At 60.0% G+C, this 25,518-nt stretch carries 20 protein-coding genes; 8 read left to right on the top strand and 12 right to left on the bottom strand.

All coding sequences use genetic code 11. The features are described 5' to 3' along the window. Window position 1: 1 nt before the first annotated feature. The 8 genes from doeB to ehuR form a co-directional block, all read right to left on the bottom strand. Complete coding sequence (gene doeB, locus HTT03_RS16170) at window positions 2–991, bottom strand: N(2)-acetyl-L-2,4-diaminobutanoate deacetylase DoeB (RefSeq protein ID WP_174860815.1); 990 nt, start codon at window positions 989–991, stop codon at window positions 2–4. Beyond that, a complete protein-coding gene (gene doeA, locus HTT03_RS16165) occupies window positions 988–2,169 on the bottom strand; it encodes an ectoine hydrolase DoeA (protein WP_174860814.1) in 1,182 nt (393 codons plus the stop codon). The genes doeB and doeA overlap by 4 nt, the downstream gene beginning before the upstream one ends. A 60-nt stretch (window positions 2,170–2,229) precedes the next feature. After that, window positions 2,230–3,021, bottom strand: coding sequence for an aspartate racemase/maleate isomerase family protein (locus HTT03_RS16160; RefSeq protein WP_174860813.1), 792 nt, complete (start codon window positions 3,019–3,021; stop codon window positions 2,230–2,232). A gap of 17 nt (window positions 3,022–3,038) precedes the next feature. Then, entirely contained in the window at window positions 3,039–3,479 is a 441-nt protein-coding gene (locus HTT03_RS16155; protein WP_174860812.1) for a universal stress protein, read from the bottom strand. Between the two features lie 12 nt (window positions 3,480–3,491). Next, entirely contained in the window at window positions 3,492–4,778 is a 1,287-nt protein-coding gene (locus HTT03_RS16150; RefSeq protein WP_174860811.1) for a TRAP transporter large permease, read from the bottom strand. Window positions 4,779–4,781: 3 nt separating this feature from the next. Then, window positions 4,782–5,420: a TRAP transporter small permease gene (locus HTT03_RS16145; protein WP_174860810.1), complete on the bottom strand. Its 639-nt coding sequence runs from the start codon at window positions 5,418–5,420 to the stop codon at window positions 4,782–4,784. A gap of 72 nt (window positions 5,421–5,492) precedes the next feature. Continuing rightward, window positions 5,493–6,503 (bottom strand): TRAP transporter substrate-binding protein, encoded by a 1,011-nt coding sequence (locus tag HTT03_RS16140; protein ID WP_174860809.1) that lies wholly within the window; start codon window positions 6,501–6,503, stop codon window positions 5,493–5,495. A 138-nt stretch (window positions 6,504–6,641) separates the two neighbouring features. Beyond that, window positions 6,642–8,015, bottom strand: a complete 1,374-nt coding sequence (gene ehuR / locus HTT03_RS16135) for a MocR-like ectoine utilization transcription factor EhuR (RefSeq protein ID WP_246253577.1) — start codon at window positions 8,013–8,015, stop codon at window positions 6,642–6,644. A gap of 64 nt (window positions 8,016–8,079) precedes the next feature. Here ehuR and HTT03_RS16130 point away from each other — a divergent pair, with 64 nt between their 5' ends. The 5 genes from HTT03_RS16130 (at window position 8,080) to HTT03_RS16110 (ending at window position 13,239) form a co-directional block, all read left to right on the top strand. After that, on the top strand, window positions 8,080–8,571 hold the full coding sequence (locus HTT03_RS16130) for an Lrp/AsnC family transcriptional regulator (protein WP_174860808.1): 492 nt from the start codon (window positions 8,080–8,082) through the stop codon (window positions 8,569–8,571). A gap of 138 nt (window positions 8,572–8,709) precedes the next feature. Continuing rightward, a complete protein-coding gene (locus HTT03_RS16125) occupies window positions 8,710–10,185 on the top strand; it encodes an NAD-dependent succinate-semialdehyde dehydrogenase (protein ID WP_174861246.1) in 1,476 nt (491 codons plus the stop codon). Window positions 10,186–10,233: 48 nt separating this feature from the next. Next, the gene (locus tag HTT03_RS16120; RefSeq protein WP_174860807.1) at window positions 10,234–11,604 is read left to right on the top strand and encodes an aspartate aminotransferase family protein; all 1,371 of its coding nucleotides are present in this window, start codon (window positions 10,234–10,236) and stop codon (window positions 11,602–11,604) included. 307 nt (window positions 11,605–11,911) lie between these two features. Next, window positions 11,912–12,883: a response regulator gene (locus HTT03_RS16115; protein ID WP_174860806.1), complete on the top strand. Its 972-nt coding sequence runs from the start codon at window positions 11,912–11,914 to the stop codon at window positions 12,881–12,883. Window positions 12,884–12,891: 8 nt separating this feature from the next. Next, window positions 12,892–13,239, top strand: a complete 348-nt coding sequence (locus HTT03_RS16110; protein WP_246253575.1) for an Hpt domain-containing protein — start codon at window positions 12,892–12,894, stop codon at window positions 13,237–13,239. 70 nt (window positions 13,240–13,309) lie between these two features. On the opposite strand, the gene HTT03_RS16105 is transcribed toward HTT03_RS16110, so the two are convergent. From HTT03_RS16105 to HTT03_RS16095, 3 genes are all read right to left on the bottom strand, one after another. Then, window positions 13,310–13,681, bottom strand: a complete 372-nt coding sequence (locus tag HTT03_RS16105) for a response regulator (protein ID WP_174861245.1) — start codon at window positions 13,679–13,681, stop codon at window positions 13,310–13,312. Window positions 13,682–13,693: 12 nt separating this feature from the next. Then, the gene (locus tag HTT03_RS16100; RefSeq protein WP_343035868.1) at window positions 13,694–15,223 is read right to left on the bottom strand and encodes a PAS domain-containing sensor histidine kinase; all 1,530 of its coding nucleotides are present in this window, start codon (window positions 15,221–15,223) and stop codon (window positions 13,694–13,696) included. A 264-nt stretch (window positions 15,224–15,487) separates the two neighbouring features. Further along, complete coding sequence (locus HTT03_RS16095; protein WP_343035867.1) at window positions 15,488–18,712, bottom strand: CHASE domain-containing protein; 3,225 nt, start codon at window positions 18,710–18,712, stop codon at window positions 15,488–15,490. Window positions 18,713–18,963: 251 nt separating this feature from the next. Here HTT03_RS16095 and HTT03_RS16090 point away from each other — a divergent pair, with 251 nt between their 5' ends. The 3 genes from HTT03_RS16090 (at window position 18,964) to HTT03_RS16080 (ending at window position 24,643) form a co-directional block, all read left to right on the top strand. Further along, window positions 18,964–20,577: a GMC family oxidoreductase gene (locus HTT03_RS16090; protein WP_174860803.1), complete on the top strand. Its 1,614-nt coding sequence runs from the start codon at window positions 18,964–18,966 to the stop codon at window positions 20,575–20,577. 4 nt (window positions 20,578–20,581) lie between these two features. Beyond that, window positions 20,582–21,547, top strand: a complete 966-nt coding sequence (locus tag HTT03_RS16085) for an NAD(P)H-dependent flavin oxidoreductase (RefSeq protein ID WP_174860802.1) — start codon at window positions 20,582–20,584, stop codon at window positions 21,545–21,547. Window positions 21,548–21,625: 78 nt separating this feature from the next. Further along, complete coding sequence (locus HTT03_RS16080) at window positions 21,626–24,643, top strand: aminotransferase class III-fold pyridoxal phosphate-dependent enzyme (RefSeq protein WP_174860801.1); 3,018 nt, start codon at window positions 21,626–21,628, stop codon at window positions 24,641–24,643. A 1-nt stretch (window position 24,644) separates the two neighbouring features. Here the strand turns inward: HTT03_RS16080 and HTT03_RS16075 are convergent, their stop codons facing one another. Further along, window positions 24,645–25,502 (bottom strand): LOG family protein, encoded by an 858-nt coding sequence (locus HTT03_RS16075; RefSeq protein ID WP_174860800.1) that lies wholly within the window; start codon window positions 25,500–25,502, stop codon window positions 24,645–24,647. Between the last annotated feature and the right edge of the window lie 16 nt (window positions 25,503–25,518).

Genomic DNA, 25,518 nt, shown 5'->3' with positions numbered 1-25,518 from the left:
CTCAGACCACCTGCGCCACCACGCCGATGCAATCGCCCATCTTGACCAGCCCCGGCACATGCCGGGCGGTCAGGATGCCGCCGAGTTGCGCATGGGCCGTGATCGCGGGCTGACCGCTGCGGTCGCTGGGCCAGAGCCGGGCGATGGGCTGGCCTTCGGTCACTTCATCCCCCAGATCGACCAGCGGCTCCAGCAGGGCCGTGGTCTCGCTAAAGGTGAAGCAGCGCCCGTCGGGCATGTCGAGCATCACGCTCTCCGCCACCTCCGGCTCCCCTTGCAGGATGCCCGCATGGATCAACAGATTACGCGCGCCCTTTCGGGCGACGGCGATGCTCTTGGCCGTCGACGTTCCGGCCCCGCCGAGTTCGGTGGTGACGAAAACCTTGCCCTGTTCCTCGACCTCGGTGTCGAACATGCCACGGTTGTCGATCTCTAGCATCTTCATGGAGTAAGGCGCGTTGAACGCCTCCATCGCGGCCATGCAGGCGGCCTCTTGTTTCTTGTCGGGCAGGATATGCGCGGCAGCGAAGGGCAGGAAATCCAGCGTGCGCCCGCCGGAGTGGTAATCCAGCACGATATCGGCCAGCGGCACCAGTTCGGTCGCGATGTAATGCGCGATCTTCTGGGTCACGGTGCCGCCGGGGCTGCCCGGAAAGCTACGGTTCATATTGCCGCCGTCAATGGGCGAACAGCGACGGCCTGCGGCAAAGGCGGGTTGGTTCATCATTGGCAGGATGATGACGCGGCCTGTGACCTCAGCCGGATCCAGCGTAGCGGCCAGTTCCTGCAAGGCAATAGGACCTTCGTATTCATCGCCGTGGTTGCCGCCTGTGAGCAGCGCCGTGGGGCCGTCGCTCCCCTTGATGACGGTGATGGGGATCATCACGGACCCCCAAGCGCTGTCGTCGCGGCTGTAGGGCAGGCGCAGAAAACCGTGATGTGTGCCGGGGGTGTCAAGCGGGATGGTCGGGGTGATGGGATTGCTGGTCATGCGGAAACAAACAACTTTCGCGGTGTGGTGCAGAAACATTCATGGCCGGTCTCGGTGATGCGGATCGGCTCGGTGATCTCAAGCCCGCCATCGTCGAGCCAGAGCGCGGGCATGAAGTGGAAGGTCATGCCGGGCTCTAGGATCGTCGTATCGCCCCGGCGGAAGGAGATCGTGCGCTCGCCCCAGTCCGGCGGGTAGCTGATGCCGATGGCATAGCCGCAGCGGCTGTCTTTCTCGAAACCCGCCTTGTTCAACGTGGCGTTGAAGGCATTGGCGATATCCTCGGCCTTGTTGCCGGGTTTGGCTTGCTCCAGCCCCGCGTCGATGGCATCCAGCACCGCGCTTTCCGCGTCGCGGTATTTCTGAGGCACATCCCCAAAGAACAATGTGCGCGACTGTGGACATTGGTAGCGCCGATGCGCACCTGCGATCTCAAAGAACGTTGCCTCATTCGGCTGCATGGGGCGGTCGTCCCATGTCAGATGCGGCGCGGTGGCGTCCATGCCAGAGGGGGCCATCGGCACAATCGCCGGATAGTCGCCCCAAAACCCATGGGCGCCGCGAATGCCGGTGGCGTAGATTTCGGCAACCAGATCGTTCTTACGCATCCCCGGCACGGCGACTTCGAGGATGCGGACGTGCATCTCTTCGACAATCCGCGCAGCCCGTTCCATATATTCGATCTCGCGCTCGGATTTCACCGCGCGTTCCCAGTTCACCAGCGCGGTGGCATCCATAAAGGTCGCCTTGGGCAGCTTGGTTTTCAGCGTGTCATGGGCGCGGGCGGAGTAATAGTAGTTGTCCATCTCCACGCCGATGCGGGCCTGCTCCAACCCCATTTCGCTTAGTAGGGCCGAGAGGTCTTCCATCGGGTGTTTCTCGGGGTTCTGGACGTAGCTGTCGTCATAGCCACGAATGCAGTCGTCCTCCATGAAAACCGTCCGGCGCGCGCCGAGCGCATCCATGCCACGGCCCCACCAGACCGGCTCGCCCTCATGGGTCAGGATCACCGCTTGGTAGACATAGAACGACCAGCCGTCATAGCCTGACAGCCAAGACATGTTCGACGGATCGCTGACGACGATGGCATCCATGTTGCGTGCGGCCATGGTCTTGCGCGTTCGGTCAATCCGGCGCTGGTACTCGCTGTTGGTAAAATTCGCCTCATACGTGGTCATAGGCCAGCCCCTTTCATGTCTGGTTGCCCGAATATTGCGATCCGGCCAGAGGGGCCGGGATCACGGAATGATGCCTTGTGCATGGGCGCTTGGCATGTCGCAGTCGAACAGACGGCCATAGCCATCGGGGCGGCCTGCAAGCCCGCCCATCCGGTGCAATGCCCAGCACAGCGCCTGGTTGGAGGTCACGACGGGCTTGCCCAGCCGTGCTTCGATCCGGTCGATCACGTCGACGCCGCGCAGGGAGGTGCAGGAGAGGAAAAATGCCTCTACTTCCGCGCCATCCAGCGCAGCGGCGCCGTTTATGATGCTTTCGTCGTCAATCCGCGCCATGTCGCGGTCGTCTTCCAGCGCGAAAGCGCCGTTGCGCATGACCTCTAGCCCTTGATCGTTGAAGTAGGTGGCCAGCGGCGCGGCGGTTTCGGGCAGGTAAGGGGTCAGCATCGCCACACGTTTCACGCCAAGCGCGGCAAAGCCTGCGATGGCGGCAGAGGCGGGGGTGATGACCGGCACGCCGGGCAGCCCTTCGCCAATCGCCTCACGCACCGCCGGATTGCCGATGGCGACCGAGGCGGAGGTGCAGCAAAAGGCCACGGCGGAAAGCGTTACGCCCGGTACCAACAGGCCGGCGGTGCGGGCCAGATCAGGGGTCATGGCGCGGAGACGTTCGGGGGTCGTGGGGTTCTCAAAGGCGATCCGGGCGGCGTGAACAGCGGCCTGCGCGGGGTCGATGAGCCGCGCCGCGTCACGCTCAAACGTCATGTCGGTGGAGAGCAGGATCGCGCCAAGGCGCACCGGATCATCCTCACGCAAACGGCAATCAAGCCTCTCGCTTCGCACAGGGGGTGTCACCTGAATATTCCTTTAACCTAGACGACAAGCACGGGGCATTTGGCCAGTCCTGTGACCTTGTGTGACACCGATCCCAGCAGATAGCTATCGCCTGTCGCTCCCAATCCGCGCGAGCCGATGACGATCAGATCGGCCTCGTGTTTCTTGGCAAATTCGGTCACCGCCCGCGCGGGCCGCCCCGAGCGGACAAAGGCGCGCACGTTCTCGACGCCCGCGTCTTTCAGCAGTTGTTTGCCGTGGTTGATGATCTCCGTCGCATGGGCCTGCATCGCATCGTCGATGCTCCCCGGATCGTTGACCCGGACCATCGACAGCGACGCCTCCAGCATCGAATGATGGCGGTAGACGGTAAGCAAGGTCACCTTAGCCCCGGTCAGCTTGGACAGTTCAGCCGCTTTCATCAGGGCGCGGTCGGCGTTCACTGAGCCGTCATAGGGGGCAAGGATATGGCTGAACATTGCGCTCTCCTGTTATTTCGCAAACGCCAGATCGCGCAGGAAGAGGGCGATCTGCGGGAAGAAGATCAGCGCGACCGAAACGCTGAGCAGCATCACGATAAAGGGCGGGGTGCCGCGGATCACTTCCATATAGGGGCGTTTGAACACGGCAATGGCGGTGAAAATATCACAGCCAAAGGGCGGCGTGGCCGAGCCGATGGCGACTTGCAGTGTGATCACCGTTCCGACCAGAACCGGGTCAAGGCCCACGGATTTCACCACCGGCGCAAAGATCGGCACGAAGACAAGGATCACCACAATCGGGTCCACGAACATACAGCCGATGAAAAAGGCGATGGAGATGACAAAGAGCACGCCAATCGGCCCCATGCTGTCGATGCCGATGCCTGACAGCACCGCCTGCGGAATCTGCGCAAAGGAGATCACCCAAGAAAAGGCAGCCCCGGCGGCGACGAGGATAAAGACCACCGCCGTGATCAGCCCGGTAGATTTGGCGGTTTCATAGATGCCCGCAAAGTCGATCTCGCGAAAGACAATCATCTCAAGGAAGATGGCATAGAGCACACAGGCCGCTGCCGCTTCAGTCGGAGAAAAGACGCCGCCGTAGATGCCGCCGATGATGATCGCTGGAAAACCCAGCGGCCAGAGCGCCTGACGCACCGCGCGGGCGCGTTCGCCCCAAGTGGCTTTTTCTTCTGTGGGGACGTTATGGCGATAGGCGTAGATCACCGAATAGATCGAGAAAAGCGCGAGGATTAAGAGCCCCGGCCCGATGCCCGCGATGAAAAGCTCGGCGATGGAGGTGTTGGAGACGACGCCGTAGATGATCATGCCAATCGAGGGCGGGATCAGGAAGGCGATGTCGGATGAGTTCACGATGAGCGCCAGCACGAAACTGTCTTTGTAGCCAGCCTTGAGCATGCGAGGCCGCAAAGGCGAACCTACCGCAACCACGGTGGCCTGCGTGGAGCCCGACACCGCGCCGAACATGGTGCAAGCCGCTGCGGTGGCCACCGCGAGGCCACCCTTCATATGGCCAACGAACGACATGACCATATCAATCAACCGCCCAGCCGATTGGCCGCGCGTCATAATATCGGCGGCAAAGATGAACATCGGCACCGCGATCAGCGAGGCTGGCCGGATGCCCGCCATCATCTGTTGCACCATCGTCTCTAGCTGGCCGAAGCCGCCGAACAGCGTATAAAAGCCGACGAAAGCGCCGACGATCAGCGGGATCATCATGGGAAAGCCCAAAAGCAGCAGGACGACCATGATGGAGAAAATGGTTAGGGCCATGGTTTAGACCTCCCGCTCGTTGTCGTCATAGCCTTCGAGCACACTGGTCGAGAGGTAAATGTCCGGCTCAATAATGTTTTTGATCGCGGTCAGCAGATATTGCAGCCCGGTCATAAAGAACCCGAAAGGCACCCAGACAAGGGTCCACCAGACCGGCAGTTGCAAAGCAGGCAGCAAACGGCCACGCCCGGCTTGGGTCATGATATATTGCAGTGCGTACCACGCGAGGCCGAACATAAAGACGGCGGTGACAAAGGCGATAAAGATCATCAGCAGCTTGCGCGGGCGCGAGGGCAGCGCGTCGAAAATCGCTGACATGCGGATGTGTCGGCCATGCCGCGCGGCATAGGAGATGCCCGCAAAGGTAATGAGAATAATCAGAATGCTGTTCAGCTCTTCGGAAAAGAAAATCGAGCTTTGAAAGACGAAACGACCCACTACATTGGCGATCGTATTTGCAGCCATCAGCAAAACACCAGCGGCGAGCATAACGGACTCAAGCCAACTGATTGCATTGTCGATCGTGCCAAGCGGGCCGGGGAGGGTTGATTTATAAGGGCCGACGGGGGCGTCGTCGGTGCCGGTGGTGTCCGTCTGCGATTGCAGTTGTGAGCTGTGGTTGTCTTCCGTCACCGGCGTCATCCCGTAACTGGTTCAAATGAATAGTCGGAAAAGAGTCACCCCCCGGCATGGCCGGAGGGTGAAGGGATACGCTTACTTGACAGCTTCGAGGTCGGCCTTGAACTGCTCAAGGATTTCCTTGCCGCTGTCGCCTGTCATCTCGATGAAGGCTTCTTCGACCGATGCAGCCTTTTCCTTGAACGGCTGGCGCTCTTCTTCGGACAGGATGTTGATCTGCATGTCAGGCTTTGCCTTGGCGATGTTTTCCAGCGACTTTTCCTGCAGGCCGGACTGATACTCAAGGATATACTCAAACGCCGCGTCAGAGGCGTTTTGCACCAATTCTTTGTCCTCGTCGGACAGGCCGTCGTAGAAATCCTTGTTGGCCATTACAGCGGTGGTGAAGTTGTTGTGGCCGATGCAGGTGATGACCTCAGTCACCTCATACATCTTGGTCGATTCGAGGTAGAAACCGGGGTTTTCCTGACCCTGAATGATGCCCGTTTGCATTGCGCCGTAAACCTCGCCCCATGGCAGCGGTGTCGGTGTCGCGCCAAAGGCTTTGTAGCTTTCGACCAGCAGCGGGTTGGTCATGACGCGGAACTTAACCTCGTTGAGGTCTTCGGGCGTTTTAACCGGCTCTTGCGTGGTCATGCAGACGTCGCCCTCGGGGAACATCTTGAGCAGTTCCAGACCTTGCTCTGCGTAAAGCTCGGGGAACATCTCGTTGATGGCCTTGGAGGTGCGGAAGAATTCGAACAGTTCTTCGTCATCCTGAGGCAGCAGGTAGGGCACAAAGAACACCTGCGCTTCGGGGATCAACGCGCCGGTGAAGCCGGGGGATTGGTCGACGAACTGAAGGATGCCGGCCTGCGCCTGCTCCATCGTGTCGACGGATTCACCCAAGGTGCCGTAGGGGAACAACTGCACTTCGTGATCGGAGTTCGCCTCGATCTCTTCTTTGAACTTCTGAGCGTATTTGCCCTGCACCTCGTCCAGTGCTTCCTCGAACGCATAACGCCACGTGTCGGCAGAGGCCGCGCCGGCGACAGTGGTCGCAGCAGCGAGGATACCCCCGGTTAGTACGGTTCTGAAAATAGCCATGAAACTCCCTTTCATTTTTAAACCTGCGCAGCACTTTGGCGGCAGCAGGATTTTTATCCTGACAGTTAGATCATTTAAACCGATCGCAATCATGTCAATGTGAATATTGACCCATGACAATTTGCGCCGCTCTATACGCTAGTTCTGCCTATGTTTGTTGCACAGGGCGGCATGAACCATGCGAATCCCGCGCGCAAACTCGGGAAAGGATTGCCCCCCAAGTGCGATGCGCAGCCCCGGATACCGATCTGGCGGGCCGATGGCAAAGCTCTCTCCCTTGGCCACCGCGACCCCCGCTTGTCGGATCGCCTGCGCCTGCGCGATCTCCTCTTGTGTGTCGTGGCAGGGCAGCCAAATGTGCAGCCCGTTGGGGCTCGTCCGCATGTCACGTCCGCGAAAGACATTGGCCGCAAAATCTGCCCGATCCCGTAGGGCGAGTTGCTGGCGGTTCAGCAGCATCTCAGCGGTGCCTTCTTCGATCCAGCGGTCCGCGATTTGCGCCATCAACTGCGTTGCCATCCAGGACGTCACCATATGGCGGTTGGCGGCAGAGGCGCTTAGGTGGTCCGGCACCGCCAGATAGCCGACACGAAGCCCCGGCAGCAGACATTTGGTGAGGCTGGTAAAATATAGCACCCGTTCCGGCGCGAGCATGGCAAGAGGCGGGGGCGGGGCGTCTTGCAGCGGCCCCCAAGATTGGTTCTCAATGATGAGCACATCATGCCGCCGCGCCACTTCGATCACCGCCGCGCGGCGGTTCTCGGTCATGGTAAAGGCCAGCGGGTTAGCCCCATTGGGGATCAGATAAATTGCCCGCACCGGCTCTTTACGGCAGACCTGTTCCAGCGCGTCGGGGCAAATTCCGCCCGTATCCACCGGCACGCCCTGAAGCCGCAGGCCAAGAAAACGCGCCAAAGGCCGCAGGGTATGATGCCCGATATCTTCGCTGACAATCAGATCGCCGGGTTGGGCAGCGGTCATCAGCGCGACGGTCATGGCGCTGGTGCTGCCGTTCGTTGGAATGACCGCCATGCCGTTTAAATCAAGACCGCAAAGCGCCAACCAACGGCGTGTTGCACTGCTGCCGCCCGCGGTGCCAATGTCTCGAAAACTGTCCATTACCGACGCGGGCAGGGAGCGGGCCAAGGCCCGCAGGGTCTTTTGCATCGCCTCTTCATGAGCGTGGTCAATGACCGGTTTCAGGATCGACATATCCAGCAGACGTCCGGCAGCCTTGCGGCTAACGAAGGGCATCGAGATTTCATCGCTGCTGGCGCGCACAAAAGTGCCGCGCCCAACCTCTCCGACAATGCGGCCCGCCTCGATCAGCTTGTCATAGGCGCGGCTGACGGTCTGCACGCTCAGCGACAGGTCAAAGGCCATTTGGCGCTGCGTCGGCAGTTGCTCTCCGGGTTTGAGGACGCCGTTCTGAATTGCCGTCTCTATCGCTTGAACAAGCGAGCGATAGGCAGGACGGGTGAGAACCTCTGGGTTGGGGCGCCATTTTGTCATGATTGCGATGATCACGACAATCATGACAATTGACAAGCCCAGGCCGCGCTCCCATGAAACAGGCATGAGCTTTGTCAAACTGGATAAGCGCGATATCGCGGTGCTGTCGATCCTCTCTCGCGAGGGGCGCATCGCTAAATCTGCGCTGGCGGAGAAAGTTCACCTCAGCCCAACCGCTTGCGGGGAGCGCCTGGCGCGGCTGGAGTCCGCGGGCATTATCACTGGCTATGAAGCGCAAGTCGCCCTGCGCCGGATTGCGCCGCATGTGACGGTCTTTGTGCAGGCCGAGTTGGGCAACCACCGAGCCGAGGCGTTTCAGCGGTTTGAGGCGGTAATCGCGCAGCATGATGAGATCGTGCAATGCTGGGCCTTGGGCGGCGGGTTTGATTATCTGATGCAAGTCGTGACCCGCGACATTGACAGCTATCAGCGGCTGATGGATGCGCTGCTGGACCAGCAGGCCGGGCTGTCGCGTTACTTTACCTATATCGTGACCAAATCGGTGAAATCCGCGCCGCTGCCGCTGTCGCTGTTGCTGCCAGAGGACGAAGACTGATCTGCCGTAGTTTTTCCGGCGAAGGCTGCTTCCCGCCGCAAAACCTCCGGCGAAGGGCTGGAAAGTCAGTCAAACCTTCGCCAATTCGCGGCGTACCCTCGGGGCAATTCATCCCAAAGGAGGTGCGCCGTGACCAAGATGACCCCAACCCCCGCAAACGGACTGCCCGCGCTGGAAGACGGCGCATTGGCCCGCCATTTCGCCTATGTCGGCGGCGCATGGGTCGCCGGGGCCGAGAGCGACTCCTTTGACGTTACCGACCCGGCCAGCGGTGCGGTGCTTGGGTCGGTGGCGAAGTTGAACGGTGATGACAGCCGCGCGGCCGTGGACGCAGCCAACGCGGCTTTCCCTCAATGGGCGGGCCTGTTGCCACAAGAACGCGGCGCCATCCTGCGGCGCTGGCGGGATCTGATGCAGGAAAACCGCGAGGATTTGGCGCGGATCATGACCGCAGAGCAGGGCAAACCCATTTCCGAGTCGCGTGGTGAGATCGACTATGCGGCATCCTTCTTTGAGTTCTATTCCGAAGAGGCCCGACGCCCGAATATCGAAGGCGTGACCTCGCATCTGCCGGATGCTGAGGTCGAAATCTGGCGCGAACCGGTGGGCGTCGCGGCGTTGATCACACCGTGGAACTTCCCCTCTGCCATGCTGACCCGTAAGGCGGGCGCGGCGCTGGCGGCGGGTTGCACCGTCGTAGCGCATCCGTCGGCGGAGACGCCGTTCTCCGCGCTCGCCTTGGCGGAGTTGGGCGAGCAGGCGGGGCTGCCCAAGGGCGTCTTTAACGTCGTCACCGGCGCGGCGCCTGAGGTTGTGAAGCCGTGGATGGAGGACACCCGGGTGCGGGCGATCTCTTTCACCGGCTCAACGGAAATCGGCAAGCTGCTCTACCGTCAGGCATCGGACACGGTGAAACGTCTGGTGCTGGAACTTGGCGGCCATGCGCCCTTCATCATGTTCGACGATGCCGATATGGACCGCGCGGTCGAAGAGGCGATCAAGGCCAAGTTCGCCACCTCCGGGCAAGACTGCCTCGGCGCGAACCGCTTTTTCATCGCCCGCGACAGCTACGACACCTTCTGCACCCGTTTCGCCGCCGCAACGGAAGCGTTGACCGTGGGCGTCGGCTCGGACGATCCGGACATTGGCCCGCTGATGAACGAAAAAGCCGTGGCCAAGCAAGAGGAACACGTCAAAGATGCGCTTGACCGCGGAGCGCGGCTGCTTTGTGGTGGCAAGCGTCACGCGATGGGACCGCTGTTCTTTGAGCCGACTGTGCTGGCGGATGTGCCTGCGGACGCGCTGATCATGCGCGAGGAAACCTTTGGCCCCGTGGCCGCCATCGCGGCCTTCGACAGTGAGGATGAAGCGATCACACGGGCCAATGACACGGAGTATGGTTTGGTGGCCTATGTTCACAGCCAAGACCCGCGCCGCATCTACCGTGCCAGCCGGGCGCTGTGTTTCGGCATGGTGGCGGTGAACCGCACCAAGGTGACCGGCGCGCCGATCCCCTTTGGCGGGACGAAACAATCGGGCATCGGGCGCGAGGGATCGCGGCTGGGGCTCGAAGCCTTTACGGAAGTCAAATACGTCTGCCGTGATTGGGCCTGAGATTTGAAAGATACGGCGCAAAGGCGCGTCGAAAGAAAGGAAAGACCAATGCTGAAGAACGATATGCTTGAACAATGGGACCGTGAGAACTTCTTTCACCCCTCCACCCATCTGGCGCAGCACGCCCGCGGCGAAAGCCCGACCCGTGTGATCAAGACGGCCAAAGGCAGCCATATCACCGACCGAGACGGCAACCAGTTGCTTGACGCTTTTGCGGGTCTCTACTGTGTCAATGTGGGCTATGGCCGGACCGAGATTGCCGAGGCGATTGCCGAACAGGCGCATGAACTGGCCTATTACCACTCCTACGTCGGCCATGGCACCGAGGCGAGCATCACTCTGTCCAAAATGATCCTCGACCGCGCGCCCGAGGGGATGAGCAAGGTCTATTTCGGCCTTGGCGGCTCGGACGCGAATGAGACCAACGTTAAGCTGATCTGGTACTACAACAACATCCTTGGCCGTCCTGAGAAGAAAAAGATCATCTCGCGCTGGCGTGGGTATCACGGGTCCGGCCTCGTCACGGGCTCGCTCACCGGATTGGAGTTGTTCCACAAGAAGTTCGACCTGCCGCTGGCGCAGGTGGTCCACACTGAGGCGCCTTACTACTACCGCCGCCCTGACGTGAACATGAGCGAAGCCGACTATGTCGCGCATTTGGTTGGCGAGTTGGAAGCTCTGATCGAGCGCGAAGGCGCTGATACCATCGCCGCCTTTATCGGCGAGCCGGTTCTGGGCACCGGGGGCATCGTGCCACCGCCAGAGGGCTATTGGGCCGCCGTGCAAGAAGTGCTGAACAAACACGACATTCTGTTGGTCGCGGATGAGGTCGTGACCGGCTTTGGCCGACTGGGCAGCATGTTCGGCTCTGACCACTACGGGATGAAGCCTGACCTCATCACCATCGCCAAGGGTCTGACCTCGGCCTATGCGCCGCTGTCGGGTTCCATTGTGGGCGACAAGATGTGGAAGGTGCTGGAACAGGGCACGGACGAAAACGGCCCGATCGGCCACGGCTGGACCTATTCGGCCCACCCCATCGGCGCGGCTGCGGGGATTGCGAACCTCAAGCTGATCGACGACCTGAACCTGATCGAGAATGCGTCTGAAGTGGGCAATTACCTTAACGCGCAGATGAAAGATGCTCTGGGGGACCACGCGCATGTAGGCGAAATCCGCGGCGAAGGGATGCTCTGCGCGGTGGAACTCGTGCAGGACCGCGACAGCCGCGAAGGCTTTGACCCAACGCGCAAAGTGGTGCCGACCATTGTGGGTGATATGGCCAAGGCGGGCGTGATCGCACGCGCCATGCCACAGGGCGACATCATCGGCTACGCGCCGCCCTTCTGCCTGACCCGAGAGGAGGCCGACACTGTAGTCGCGGCCACCGTGGATGCAGTCAAAGCGTCGCTGGGCTAACCGCTCCGCTACACGAGGCCGACGGCCCGGCATCTGCCGGGCCGTTGCATTTTGCGGCGCGACTGTGTGGAATCAGGGTGGGAGTGCATTAGCTAAAGCCCTGCTTATCGTAGCTAAAGACAGCTTGCGGCCTGACAGGAAGCCATTTTCTGTGGCAAAGATTCACCATTTAGAAACAGTTCTGTGATCTGACGCCCATTCGCTCCGATTTCGCCCAAATTAGAACACACTTCCTCAGGATATTGGTACCAAGCCGCTACCACCTGTCGTTGCGTGGTAGCTTGTATTCGATGTGTGGAGAGAGTGAATGAGAATCCTAGCGGTGGATGACGATCCGATTATCCTCGAATTGCTTGGGCAGTTCGTCGAAATTATTGGGACTCATGAACTGTTGACGGCTGACTCGGCCTTGGATGCGCTCGAAGCATTGGCCGACCCCGATATCGGGCATATCGATTGTTTCATGTTCGACATTCAGATGCCCGGAATGGACGGGATCGATCTGACCAAACGTATTCGCGAGACGGCGCGCTATTCCGATACGCCAATTCTGATGCTCACGGCGATGTCCGACAAACGCTATATCGACGCGGCCTTTGCGGCGGGGGCGTCAGACTACGTTACCAAGCCTTTTGAGATTGCCGAACTTACGTCGCGGATCAAAATCGTTGAAAATGCCGCCCAAGGTAAGCAGCAGCGCACCAAGAAGATTTTCGCGGCGAAATCGGTGGCCGACCAGTCCAAACACGTTGAATTGTTCGAGCCGATTTCGATCTATGACGTCGATAATGTCATCGAATACACGGCGATGGAAAACTACGTCGCGCAACTGTCGCGCAGTGCGCTTTTCGGCTCCACAACCTTTGCATTCACGATCCGAGAGATCGACGCATTCCACGCCAGCCTCTCCGCCTTTGAGTTCTACAGCCTTGTTTCCGACGTGGCCGAAGTCCTGTCTGACACGCTGATCGGGCATCAATTCCTGATGTCCTATGCGGGCAACGGCACCTTTGTATGCATCACGGAGAGCGGCTGGCGTCCGGATATGGCGGCGCTGATGGATGCGGTGAACTTTGAACTGTCGCAAACGGAACTGTTTGACAACCACGGTACGCGGGTTCATCCCCGTGTGAGCGCCGGGAATGCTGTGCGTCTGATCTGGAAGCACGGTAGCTCGGTTATGGACGCCTTGGCCGATGCGCATTCCAGCGCCGAAGCGGCAAGCCTTGCGCATACCAAATCCTTGACCAACTTTTGGCAGGTTGACCAACGCGCATGACAAAATTGATGACAGAACTTCCCGGCATCGAGCGTATCCGCACGCGTTTTATTGAGATGCTGGCAGAACGGCAGACACAGATCGCCAGCTACGGCCTTGCGGCCTGGGATGGTGAGACCGTCGAAGAGATCAACAGCAACCTCGCAGGGGCGCAGGCGATCTTGCACCAGATCGCCGGCAGCGCCGGGTCGCTCGGGTTCGAAGAACTGGGACAGACGGCGCGCAACTGTGAGCTTCAGATTGTCGACCATCTTGCCGGACCGGACGCCGATTTGGCGATCTGCCCGATCGAGTTGATCTCGGCCTTGGATTCCTTTGTGGCACTGTGCCGCAAAGAGACCGACGCGCTAAGCTGACGCCTTTCGACGCCTCATAGCCTGACTTAAGATGGATTGAGCCAGCCCGAAGGGGCCGCAGGTCGCGGGGTTACCCGGCCTGCATTGCGGTTTTCACCTGATCGGCAAGGGAGATGGGATCGAAAGGCTTGCTGATCACATCGGCAGCGCCCAACTCACGCAGCTCTTCAATCTCGTTGTGTTGCGCACGCGCTGTCATAAAGATTGCGGGCACATCGCGCAGGCTGTCCATCTCGCGCATCTTTTCAAGTGTTTGACGGCCAGTCATGCCGGGCATCATCATGTCGAGCAGGATCACATCAGGCGTATAGGTCTGCACCTGATTCAGCGCCGCCTCGCCGGTTTCGCATTGAACGACGTCGAATTCGCCGCTGAGTTCAAGCGCCATCAGCGCGATTTCACGAATATCCGCGTCATCTTCGACGTGCAGCAGTTTGATCATCATGTACTCACTTTAGGAGGCTTCGCGCAGGAGCGGAGCCGTTTCCTTCGACCCCATCTGAGAAGTTTTCTTCGGCAGGGTAAAGTAAAATGTCGTACCAAATCCTTCACGACTGTCAAAACCTATTTTACCACCAAGGCTTTCGACGATCGCTTTGCAGACGCTCAGCCCCAAACCGGTACCGCCTTTGGAGGAGCGGTTGGAGTTTGATAGGTCGGCAAAGCGTTGGAACACCTTGTGTTGCTCGCTCACCGGAATGCCCAAGCCTTTGTCCGTCACCGACACGCGCAGTTCGTCCGCGCTGTCTTCGGCGCGCAGCACAATACGGTCGCCGGGTTTGGAGAATTTGGCGGCATTGGACAGCAGATTGGTCAGAACTTGAATAATGCGGTTCGGGTCGGTGGTGAGCCAGATCGGCGCATCGGCGTTTTCAATCTGAATACGGACCCCGAAACGCTGTTCCAGTGACGCATTGGCGCTGCCTGTTTCGTGCAAAAGCTCGGAGATATTGGTCTTTTCCATATCAAACTCGAGCCGCCCATTGGCGATCTTTTCAAGGTCGAGGATGTCATTGATAATCAGCACCAAACGGTCTGCGTTGCGGTGCGAAATTTCGAGCAGGGCGCGGGCTTTGGGGGGCAGATCCCCCGCCGCGCGGGACAGCAACAACCCCATCGAGCCTTTGATCGACGTTAGGGGCGAGCGCAGCTCATGGCTGACCATAGAGATGAACTCAGACTTGGTGCGCTCTTCGTTGATGATATCTGTGATGTCATGCAGCATAATCAGAAAGCGGCCCGGTGCGTGGCCGATTTTAAGCATTTTGATCGTAACCTGAAAATGCTTGCCGAACATCTCGGCGTCAAACTGCGTCATGGCCTTGTCGGTCTCAGCGAGCGTCTTGCAGGCGTCGAGAATTGGCGCGCAATCGGCTTCCTGCGCAAGCTCATCCAACGTTTTGGCGCTATAGGCTTTGTCGCTCAGTCCGGTGCGGCGCATGGCGCTGCGGTTCATATAGGTCAGGCGGTTGGTCTCGGCATCGACGATCCAGATATCGTCGCGCAGCTCATACAGGGTTTCCGCGGTGTCGCGTTCGGCCAAAAGCTCATGGGCGCGGGTCACATCTGTGCGGGCTGTGATTGAGCCAGTCCATTTCCCGGCGGTATCATACATCGGCATCACGGTGATCTGCGTGCAGATCATCCGCCCGTCCGCGCAGCGTAGCGGAGTCTCTCCCTGCCATGTATCGCCACGTTTCAGGCCTGCGCGGATCTCGGCGGCCAGTTCTTTGAAGTCATCGTCATAGAGCATTGAGACAGGCTGGCCGATCAACTGGTCGCGTGTATAGCCAGTAAGCGCGGTAAAGCGGTCATTCACCTCTGTCAGCAGACCCTTGGTATCGACGATGTTTACGATGGCATGGCTATCAAAAGCCTTGAGCCGTTGGGCCATACCAAGCTGCGCATCTTCGGTTTGCACGGTTGGACGGGCCATGGGGATGATAAAGGGTGCAAGGCCCGCCAACACGATGGCGCCGACCACGGGGATAGTCTCCCCCGCTTGGCCGGAAAGTAATGCAGATGAGGCGGTGTACCAGCCAGCCGCGAGTGCGGAGCTTAAAAAGAAGCTCCCAGCGGTGCGCTTGTTAGCAAAATGTGACGACACTCGTAATCCCTCGCCGATTCAACGATACGCTCTCCCACCAAATGCGTGTCGCTCGTCTAGTAATTTGATTAAACTGTCAGGCCAGTTTGGCAATAATATGGCATGTCGCACTTTAGCGTCAGCAATTTTTATATAGCAAGTTCAAGATGCCCGCGCCGTTGTACCTGTGATGGAATCGACAACCTTGCGGATGCCGCTGCGGGATTTAACAAGATGGACGTCGACCCGATCATCCGGTTCGCGGTTGCTGTCCGCCGACAGGCTGATGACCTTAGCGGTGGGGTGCAGGCGGGCAATATCGTCAAGCAAGGTTCTGGCGTCGCCGTCTGGCAAGGCCCAATCAAGGATAATGATGTCCGGTTTCATCCGGCCAAGCGCCCAATGTGCGCGCGCAAGTGAGGTGACATTAGTCACCTGCGCGACCTTGCCCAGCCCCGCACGGATGACCTCAGAGAAATCGAGGTCATCTTCGATATGCAGTACCTGAAGCGTCGCATCGCGGTTTTCGATCAGGTTTGGTGCCGGCTCAGGCGTTTCTGCTGTCGCGCCCTCGGCGATTGGACAGGTAAACCAGAATACTGTGATCTCGTCGGGAATGCTCTCAAACCCGATGGTGCCGCCTTGGCGAGAGATGATCTGACGCGTGATGTTAAGACCCAACCCGGTGCCACCTTTGGCCCGTGTGTCTGAGCCGTCGGCTTGTGAAAACGCTTGGAAGATGCGTGGGCGGAAAGCCTCTGGCACGCCCGGTCCGCTGTTTTGAATAAAGACAATAGCCTTGTCGCCCAGTTGCTCGGCGCGGATCAGCACGTCGCTATCCGGGTCAGAGTATTTGCAGGCGTTGGATATTAGATTGGCCAGCACCTGCCGGGTGCGGCTTTCATCTGCCCGTACCATCAGCGGCGTATCAGGCACCTGAACAACCAACTGGTTGCTGTGGGTGCTGGCAAAGGGCGACATCTCGCTGCTCGAAGCGCGGATCACTTCGCCCAAGTCGATGTCATGAAAATCAAAAGCAACCTCGCCGGAGGAGATCTTCTCAAGATCGAGAATATCATTCACGATATGCGACAGGCGGTCTGCATTGCTGCGTGCGATTTCTATGAGCCGTACATGTGCGGGCTGCAACTTTGTCTGCTCGCCTGTGTCGATCAACCCCAAAGCGCCTTTGATCGAGGTCAGGGGGGTGCGCAGCTCATGGCTGACCGTAGAGACAAACTCGCTTTTGATCTGGTCGAGTTTTTTCTGATCGGTAATGTCGTTGATCTGGACGATATAGACATGTTCACGTGTGTTCCTGTCCAGTGTCCAAGAGACGTTGAACAGTCCCCAGCGTTCGGTGCCACGTTTGTGGGCGATGCGGCATTGCGCTTGATAGACTTCGGTGGAATTGGCAGCGACCAATGCCTGCACATCGCCATAGAGCTTGCGCAAATCGTCCTCGGGCAAGAGGTCGCCCAGTTTGATCCCCGCAAGAAGCTCTTTTTCGCTATACCCACAAAGGGTGCAGAGGGCGCTGTTGACGCTTTTGAAAGCCCCGCCCTTGCCCAGAATGGCCATGCCCACTGGCGCGGCGGCCAAGACTTGTCGAAAGCGGCTTTCGCTCGTCTCCAGCGCGTTTCGGGAATGCACCAGATCGGTCACATCCATCTGCGTCCCGACCATCCGCAACGCCGTGCCATCCGCCGCACGTTCGGTCACTCGCGCGTCTGACCGCATCCAGCGCCAATTGTTATCTCCGACATTAATCCTGAATTCAGTAATGGACCGGCTGGTCTCTCCCTTGATGCAGGCCAGATCGGATTGGGTGAGCGTTGGCAGATCATCAGGATGGACCCGTTGCAGGAATTCAGCCTGCGTGTCTGGTGTGCGAAGGTTTTCCGGCAGGCCGACGATATGTCGCCACGTGTCAGAAACCGCCGATTTTCCAGTGACGAGATCAATATCAAACACGCCAATCTGAGCGCCCTCAAGCGCCAGATCATAGAGCGCTTTATTCTGCGCCAGCTCTTCTTGAATGGCGATTTCAGAGGTCAGATCGCGCACGATCGCCGTGACCCGACGCTCCCCGGTGTGGGTCGTCCAACTGTTGCGTTGTAGGTTAAGTTTCAGCACTTGGCCGAAGCAGGTCTTGCCGGTCGCATTGACCTGCCCATCTTCGGTTTCACCGGAATGGCAGGTTATCAATTCGCGAAACGTCATGCCGCGCAACATCTCGCGACCATAGCCAAAGCAAACCAGGGCTGCCTGATTGGCGAAGAGCACGCATTCTTGCCCATCCAGCAGAAAGACCGGCGTCACCGCGTTTTCAATGAGGGACCGGTTCTCTTCTTCATTGGCGTCAATCTGTCGTTCACGCAGCGCGGCCAGTTCGCCAAGCGCTGCACTGCGCTGGCGCAGGCTGCGAAAGGCGACGCCCAGCAGCCCCGAGAGCGATAGGCCCGACACCAGCAGGATCAGCGGCAGATTGCTCTGGCTCGTCGCGTCGAATGTCGGCGTGCTGCTGTGGAGCAAAGTCCAAGGCCGCCCAAAACGCTCAATGGTCTGGGCGGTGCGATACCGTCCGGTTGGCGCATCTGTGGCGCGGTCGTCGTAAAGCTGTCTGTCCGGGTCAGCCATTAGACCGTCAAAGACTTGCAACTCATAGGCCTGCCCCTGCGCGGGCGTCAGATCAGTCAACAGCTTGGCCGCGACAAAGGGGGCATAAATCCAGCCAATGAACCCCTCTGCATCGGTGGGGCGCGTGCCGGAGCCGCCAACCGCTCCCACAGCAAAAACTGGCCGCAAGAGCAAGAATCCAGGGCTCTTGCTTTCGTCCTGAACCAGATTGATCAGGGGGGTCAGCTGCGGCTTGCCCATGCGCAGCGCCTGTAGCGCGGCCCGGCGGCGGTCTTCGTCAAAGCTCAGGTCCAGTCCCAAGGCTTCGGTGTTGGGGGCGGGGGGATGGATATATTGCACCACCATCCGGTCCGCATTGCCTGTCTTTGGATGGATTTGGAAATCTTCGATCCCGAGCGCTGCGACCTGCGCAAGAAAGGCCTCTTCGGTCCCTGCTGCCACCGGCGCGATAAAACCGATGCCGCTGATGCCGGGCAGGAAGCTATCAAGCTCTAGCGTATTCACGTAGTCGGAGAAATCACGTGCCGTGACCTCGTCGGAGGCGTTCATAAAGGCTGCGACACCATTCAGACTTTGCATATAGCTATGCATCCGCGCGTCGAGGTTTTGGAGGCTCTCTTCGACGATCTGCTCAAATCGGCGCTCGGCGGCAGCGTCATTGCTGCGGCTGCTCAAGAGAAACAGCCCAACGGTGACAGCAAGACATCCCAGCACTAATATGATCTCGGGTCGCCGCAACAAACTCACCTTTATATCCAACCAAGGGGCAAATGGGTCTTCCCTAATAGGGGAAAGAATGCACCACAGGGTCGCGTGTCCAATCTGCTCATAATCTCGAAGATGGGTAAAAAATCAACAAGCGCGACAGGTTGTGGTCGAAAGCCTAAGGGTATGTTGCTTTCGCGCATAGACGCCTTGCAGGGATTGCCGCTTCTCTCCGCGCTCTTTACCAAGTTTGCAGACGGGCAACCGGCTGGACTTATAAAAGGGGTGGGGTAATGGACAAGGAAACGCAGCTTGAGGGTGCCTACGACTATATCATCGTCGGGGCCGGGACCGCAGGTTGCGTGTTGGCCAACCGTCTGAGCGCTGATCCTAAGAACCGGGTTTTGCTGTTAGAGGCGGGCGGGGACGACAATTACCATTGGGTCAAGGTGCCGGTTGGCTATCTCTACTGCATCGGCAACCCGCGCACCGACTGGATGATGAAAACCGCGCCTGAGCCGGGGTTGAATGGGCGTTCCTTGGTCTATCCGCGCGGCAAAGTGTTGGGTGGCTGCTCTTCGGTAAACGGTATGATCTACATGCGCGGGCAGGCGGCAGATTACGACCATTGGCGCCAACTGGGCAATACTGGCTGGAGCTGGGAGGACGTGCTGCCCTATTTCTTGAAGTCCGAAGACCATCACGCGGGGGCCACGGCCAACCACAGCACAGGCGGCGAGTGGAAGGTCAGCAAACAACGCCTACGGTGGGATATTCTGGAGGCGGTGCAGGAAGGTGCGCGGGAATTCGGGATCGAACCGCGTGCCGATTTTAATGACGGCGACAACGAAGGCTCCGGCTTTTTCGAGGTCAACCAAAAGGGCGGTGTGCGGTGGAACACGGCGCGCGGCTTTCTGCGTCCGGCGTTGAAGCGGCCCAACCTACGGGTGCTGACCCATGCCCATACAGATGGGCTGATCCTTGACGGCAAGCGTGTAACCGGCGTGCGCTTTACCCATCAAGGACGTGCGCTGCGGGCAGAGGCGGCGGGCGAAGTGTTACTGTCTGCGGGGGCGATTAATTCGCCCAAGATCCTTGAGTTGTCGGGCATCGGGCAGGGTGATCTGCTCAGCGGTATGGGAATTGCCACGTTGCATGATCTGCCCGGCGTGGGGGAGAACCTGCAAGACCATCTGCAAATCCGGACCGTCTATAAGGTGCAGAACACCAAGACCTTGAACACCATGACCCATTCGCTGTGGGGCAAGGGGCGTATGGGGTTGGAGTACCTCATGCGGCGCAGCGGCCCGCTGGCGATGGCGCCGAGCCAATTCGGTATGTTCACCAAATCTGCCCCCGCGCTGGCAACGCCGGACTTGGAGTATCACGTCCAACCCTTGTCGACAGACAAGCTGGGCGATCCGCTGCACAGGTTCCCCGCGATCACCGTCTCCGTCTGCAATCTGCGGCCCGACAGTATCGGCAGTTGTCATCTGACCAGCCGCGACAGTGACGTGCAGCCTGATATCCGTCTGAACTATCTTTCCGCCGAGAGCGACAAACGCGTGGCGGTCACGGCGATGAAACAGGCACGCCATATTATGACCGCCAAGGCGCTGCATCCCTATATGCCCGAAGAAATCCTGCCCGGCCCAGTGGTGCAAAGCGACGAAGACCTGCTGGAAAAGGCGCGCGACATCGCCACGACGATCTTTCACCCTGTCGGCACCTGCAAAATGGGCAGTGACCCAATGGCGGTGGTGGATACCGAGTTGCGGGTTCATGGTTTGACCGGGCTGCGGGTGGTTGATGCGTCGATCATGCCCAAAATTGTTTCGGGCAACACAGCCTCGCCCACCGTGATGATCGCGGAAAAGGCGGCAGACGCCATTCTGGCGGCGCGGTGACAGCATGTTGACCACGCGGCTCACCGAACGGCTGGGGATCAAGCACCCTATCATTCAAGCGCCGATGGCTTTTGCCGCAGGCGGGCGGCTGGCCGCAGCGGTCTCAAGCGGCGGAGGCTTGGGGATGATTGGCGGTGCCTATGACGCAGGTGAATGGATCGCGGAACAGCAGGATTTGGCGGGTAATCAATCGGTCGGTTGCGGTTTTATCACTTGGGCGCTGCGGGCGCATCCGCAGGCGTTAGAGGAAGTGCTTGCCCGCGGCCCGGCGGCGGTTTTCCTGTCTTTCGGAGACCCGGCAGACTTCGTGCCTGCCATTCAAGCCGCCAAGGTGCCATTGATCTGTCAAGTGCAAACCCTGCGCGATGCGGCTCATGCGATTGATTTGGGGGCGGAGGTCATCGTTGCCCAAGGGGCCGAGGCCGGGGGCCATGGCGAGCGCCGCGCGACCTTTACCCTTGTACCTGAAATTGCCGATCACATTGCCCGCCATGCGCCGGACACGCTGCTCTGCGCAGCAGGCGGCGTGGGCGACGGGCGGGGTTTGGCCGCAGCGCTGATGCTGGGGGCCGATGGGGTGGTTATCGGCTCGCGCTTTTGGGCCTCGGATGAGGCGCTGGTGCATCCGGCGATGCTGCAAGCGGCGATCAAGGCCAGCGGCGACGACACGCTGCGCAGCACGGTTACGGATATTATGCGCGGCTTTGATTGGCCCAAGCGCTACACCGGGCGCGTGTTGCGCAATGACTTTACAGACCGTTGGCATCACGACCCCGAAGGGCTGCGTGCGGTTTTGGCCGAGGAACGCCCGCGCTGGCAGGCAGCTGTGGCAGAAGGCGATGCCCGTGTGGCAAATGCTTTTGTCGGTGAAGTCACAGGGTTAATCCATGACATCCGTCCTGCCGCAGAGATTTTGCACGACATTGTTAAAGGGGCAGAACAGGCCTTGGCAAAAAGCTTCACCAGATAGGCGGCAAGCCAAGGAAAAGGCTTGTCATTTCACCCCGCTTCGCGATCTATGGCAGCGTTAAATACGGGGGGACGGGACATGCTGCAACATTGGTCAAAAGTACTGGCCGAGCATTGGGGGATCGAGGCCGATCTTCACAGGCTCGACGGGGAGTATGATCTCAATTTCCGCGCCACGGGCCGCGATGGGGCGGGCTATGTGCTCAAGGTGATGCGTGCAGGCTGTGACGCGGGTCTGATTGATATGCAGACCGCCGCGCTGGCCCATGTGGCCGAGGCTGCGCCTGATCTGCCGATGCCGCGTGTGATCCTGTCGCGGAGCGGCGATCAGGTGGTTGAGGCTGCTGATGACGCGGGCGAGACGCGGTTGGTCTGGCTGCAAGAGGCGTTGCCCGGTGTCTGCTATGCGAAGTTCAGCCCCCATACGCCTGCCTTGATCAATGAGCTGGGCCGGGCTGCGGGCGGTTTGGCGGCGGCGCTGGCGGCTTTTGAGCATCCGGGGCTGGCGCGTGATTTCAAATGGGATCTGATGCAGGCCGATTGGATCGCCCCCAAGCTGGATGTAATCACAGACCCGCAACGTCATGCGCTGCTGGCGCAGATTTGTTCAGAGTTCACCCACGCGCGTGATGCGGTTAGCGCCTTATCGCACCAAGCGCTGCACAACGACCTGAACGACTACAACGTGCTGATCTCTGGCAATGGCGGGGCGGGTGCGGTCACCGGGCTGATTGATCTGGGCGACATGTGCGCTGCGCCGCGCATTTGCGATCTGGCGATCTGTGCCGCCTATGTTGTGCTGGACCATGCAGAGCCCGAGGCCGCGCTGGCGGCTTTGGTAGCGGGCTATCACAGTGTCAATCCGCTCAGCGGAGCCGAGGTTGACGCGCTCTATCCGCTGCTGCGGATGCGGCTGGCAATGAGCGTCGTGAACTCCACGCTGATGGCGCAGGACAATCCGGACGACCCCTATGTAACGATCTCGCAGGCTCCGGCGTGGCGTTTCCTAGAAGGGGTCACGCTTGATGCTGAACTGCTGCGCTGCCGGTTGCGGGCTGCTTGCGGCTTGCCGCTGGATGACGCCACCGCCCGGGTTGCCGCATGGATCGACAGTGCGCGCGGCAGTTTCGCGCCAGTGATCGGCGTGCCACTGGATGCCGCCCCTATGGGGGCGCTGTCGGTCGAGGCTGTGGCGACACCGCGCAACCCGTTCGACATGACCGCTGCCGAAGCGGCCGCCCTCGGTTCGGACCGGTTCGGGCCGGATGACATATGGCTGGGCTACTACCGCGAGCCGCGTCTGGTCTACACCGCGCCGGCGTTTCGCAAAGGGCCGTGGAAATCCTCGAACCGGCGCACCGTGCATATGGGGGTGGATGTCTTCGCCCCTGCCGGCACGCCCGTCAGCGCACCCTTGGCCGGTCGCGTGACCTTTACCGAGAACCGGACGGGATCGCTCGACTATGGCGGTATGGTGATCTTGGCCCATGAAACACCAACGGGGGATGTGTTCCACACGCTTTATGGGCATCTTGACCCGGACAGCATTGCCGGGCTGGCCGAAGGGCAGGAAATCGCGGCGGGGGCGGTCTTTGCGCAGTTCGGCGCGGTCGATTGCAACGGCGGCTGGGCGCCGCATTTGCACTTCCAGCTGGCCTATACGCTTTCGGGCATGGGCAGCGATTGGCCCGGCGTGGCCGACCCAGATGAGCTTTATCTTTGGGAGGCGATCTGCCCCAATCCGGCAGCGCTGCTGAACCTGCCCGACGCCCATGTGGCATGGGAGCCGACGGATAAAAACGCAGTCGCGCAGATGCGGCGGGACCATTTCGGCGGCAATCTCAAGCTCACCTATGACGATCCGGTGATGCTGCTGCGTGGCTGGCGGCACCATATGTTCGACGAATGGGGGCGGCCCTATCTCGATGCCTATAACAACGTGCCACACGTCGGCCACGCGCATCCGCGCATTCAGGCGGTGGTGGCGGATCAGTTAACGCGGATGAACTCCAACACGCGTTATCTGCATCCGGCGCAGGCGGCGTTTGCAGAGAAGCTGCTGTCGAAACTGCCACCTGAGTTGTCGGTCTGCTGGTTCGTCAATTCGGGCAGCGAGGCGAATGAACTGGCGCTGCGCCTCGCGCGGGCGGCCAGTGGTGGGCGCGGGATGGTGACGCCGGATCATGGCTATCATGGCAATACCACCGGGGCGATGGACCTCTCGGCTTATAAGTTCAACGCCAAGGGCGGCGCGGGCCAACCCGATTGGGTGGAACTGGTGGATATCCCCGACGATTACCGGGGCGCCTTTCGACGCGGGTCAGAGAACCCCGGCGAAGCCTATGCCGCACAAGTCGATGACGCGCTGTCGCGCATGGCGGGCAAGGGGCATAAGTTGGCGGGCTTCATCGCCGAGACCTTCCCCTCGGTCGGGGGGCAGATCTTGCCGCCAGACGGCTACCTTAAAGGCGTGTACGAGCGCATCCGCGCGGCGGGGGGCATCTGTATTGCGGATGAAGTGCAAACCGGGCTGGGACGCCTGGGGGAGCACTACTTTGCCTTTGAGGCGCAGGGCGTGCTGCCGGATATCGTCGTGCTCGGCAAACCCATCGGCAACGGCCATCCGCTCGGCGTGGTGATCACGACGCCCGAAGTGGCAAAGGCTTTCGCCAAGGGGCCAGAGTTCTTTTCCACCTTCGGCGGTTCGACCCTGTCCTGCCGCGTGGGCAAAACCGTACTTGATATCGTCGATGACGAGGGGCTGGCGGAAAACGCCGCCGTGATGGGCGCGCGGTTGATGTCTGGACTGCAAGGCTTGGCCGAGAAACACCCGCTGATCGGTGATGTGCGCGGCATGGGGCTGTTTGTCGGGGTTGAGATGGTCAACGACCGCACGCGCCGCGATCCCGCGACGCGGCAGACGGCTTATATCCTCAACCGAATGCGGGCCGCGCGTATTCTGATTGGCTGCGAAGGGCCGGATAACAATATCCTCAAGGTCCGCCCCCCGCTGACGGTCGACGCCGAGGGCATCGACCGGTTAATCCATCAGCTTGGCGCGATCTTGTCGGAGAGCGGCAGCCAGCCCGACGGCTGACCTAGCTTTCCAATTCCTCCCGCCCCGGCACATGTTCGCGGGCGGGGGCGGTTTCCCAGTTCTCAATCACCTCCATCGCCTCAGCCGCGCTTTCGACAAAACGGAAGAGGTCGAGGTCTTCGGCTGAAATTGTGCCCGCATCGGCGAGCGCCTCCCAGTTGATGATCTTTTCCCAGAACTCCCGCCCGAACAACAAGAAGGGCACACGGTTCATGCGTCCGGTCTGGATCAACGTCAGCGCCTCGAACAGCTCGTCCATCGTGCCAAAGCCGCCGGGGAAGACGCAGATCGCGCGGGCGCGCATCAGGAAGTGCATTTTGCGGATCGCGAAATAGTGGAAGTTGAAGCACAGCTCCGGGGTGACATATTCGTTCGGCGCCTGCTCAAAGGGCAGCACAATATTGAGCCCGATGGAATGGCCGCCCGCGTCGAGCGCGCCGCGGTTGCCGGCCTCCATCACCCCCGGCCCGCCGCCGGTGACGATGACGTTCTCTACGCCGCCGCCTTCCATCGATTTTTGCGTCATCAGGCGCGAGAATTCGCGGGTCTCATCATAAAAGCGCGACAGATCGGCCAGCGTCTTGGTCCGGGCCGTGTGTTTTAACGCAGGCTCGGGGATCCGCGCACCGCCGAACAGAACGATGGTCGACTGGATGCCGTGGGCATCAAGCAGCATCTCGGGTTTAAGCAATTCCAACTGCAGCCGCACCGGGCGCAGTTCTTCGCGGCACATGAAGTCTTCGTCGGTAAAGGCCAGACGGTAGGCGGGCGCGCGGGTTTGTGGCGTGTCAGGTGCTTCTTCAGCCTTGGCGCGGTCCACAGTGGCGCGGCGCAGGGGGTGGCGGTGGTGCTCGGTCATCCTCATGTCTTTCTTT

The sequence above is a fragment of the Sulfitobacter maritimus genome, from assembly GCF_013346665.1.
Taxonomy (GTDB): Bacteria; Pseudomonadota; Alphaproteobacteria; order Rhodobacterales; family Rhodobacteraceae; genus Sulfitobacter; species Sulfitobacter maritimus.
The sequence above is the reverse complement of the archived record's forward strand: the minus strand, read 5'-3'. Positions and strand labels throughout refer to the sequence as shown.

Bases quoted from the DNA above. Each gene is read 5' to 3' on its own strand.
- doeB (WP_174860815.1), bottom strand. From the start codon at position 991: ATGACCAGCAATCCCATCACCCCGACCATCCCGCTTGACACCCCCGGC.
- doeA (WP_174860814.1), bottom strand. From the start codon at position 2,169: ATGACCACGTATGAGGCGAATTTTACCAACAGCGAGTACCAGCGCCGG.
- HTT03_RS16155 (WP_174860812.1), bottom strand. From the start codon at position 3,479: ATGTTCAGCCATATCCTTGCCCCCTATGACGGCTCAGTGAACGCCGAC.
- HTT03_RS16150 (WP_174860811.1), bottom strand. From the start codon at position 4,778: ATGGCCCTAACCATTTTCTCCATCATGGTCGTCCTGCTGCTTTTGGGC.
- HTT03_RS16145 (WP_174860810.1), bottom strand. From the start codon at position 5,420: ATGACGCCGGTGACGGAAGACAACCACAGCTCACAACTGCAATCGCAG.
- HTT03_RS16140 (WP_174860809.1), bottom strand. From the start codon at position 6,503: ATGGCTATTTTCAGAACCGTACTAACCGGGGGTATCCTCGCTGCTGCG.
- ehuR (WP_246253577.1), bottom strand. From the start codon at position 8,015: ATGACAAAATGGCGCCCCAACCCAGAGGTTCTCACCCGTCCTGCCTAT.
- HTT03_RS16130 (WP_174860808.1), top strand. From the start codon at position 8,080: ATGAGCTTTGTCAAACTGGATAAGCGCGATATCGCGGTGCTGTCGATC.
- HTT03_RS16125 (WP_174861246.1), top strand. From the start codon at position 8,710: ATGACCCCAACCCCCGCAAACGGACTGCCCGCGCTGGAAGACGGCGCA.
- HTT03_RS16120 (WP_174860807.1), top strand. From the start codon at position 10,234: ATGCTGAAGAACGATATGCTTGAACAATGGGACCGTGAGAACTTCTTT.
- HTT03_RS16115 (WP_174860806.1), top strand. From the start codon at position 11,912: ATGAGAATCCTAGCGGTGGATGACGATCCGATTATCCTCGAATTGCTT.
- HTT03_RS16110 (WP_246253575.1), top strand. From the start codon at position 12,892: ATGACAGAACTTCCCGGCATCGAGCGTATCCGCACGCGTTTTATTGAG.
- HTT03_RS16105 (WP_174861245.1), bottom strand. From the start codon at position 13,681: ATGATCAAACTGCTGCACGTCGAAGATGACGCGGATATTCGTGAAATC.
- HTT03_RS16090 (WP_174860803.1), top strand. From the start codon at position 18,964: ATGGACAAGGAAACGCAGCTTGAGGGTGCCTACGACTATATCATCGTC.
- HTT03_RS16085 (WP_174860802.1), top strand. From the start codon at position 20,582: ATGTTGACCACGCGGCTCACCGAACGGCTGGGGATCAAGCACCCTATC.
- HTT03_RS16080 (WP_174860801.1), top strand. From the start codon at position 21,626: ATGCTGCAACATTGGTCAAAAGTACTGGCCGAGCATTGGGGGATCGAG.
- HTT03_RS16075 (WP_174860800.1), bottom strand. From the start codon at position 25,502: ATGACCGAGCACCACCGCCACCCCCTGCGCCGCGCCACTGTGGACCGC.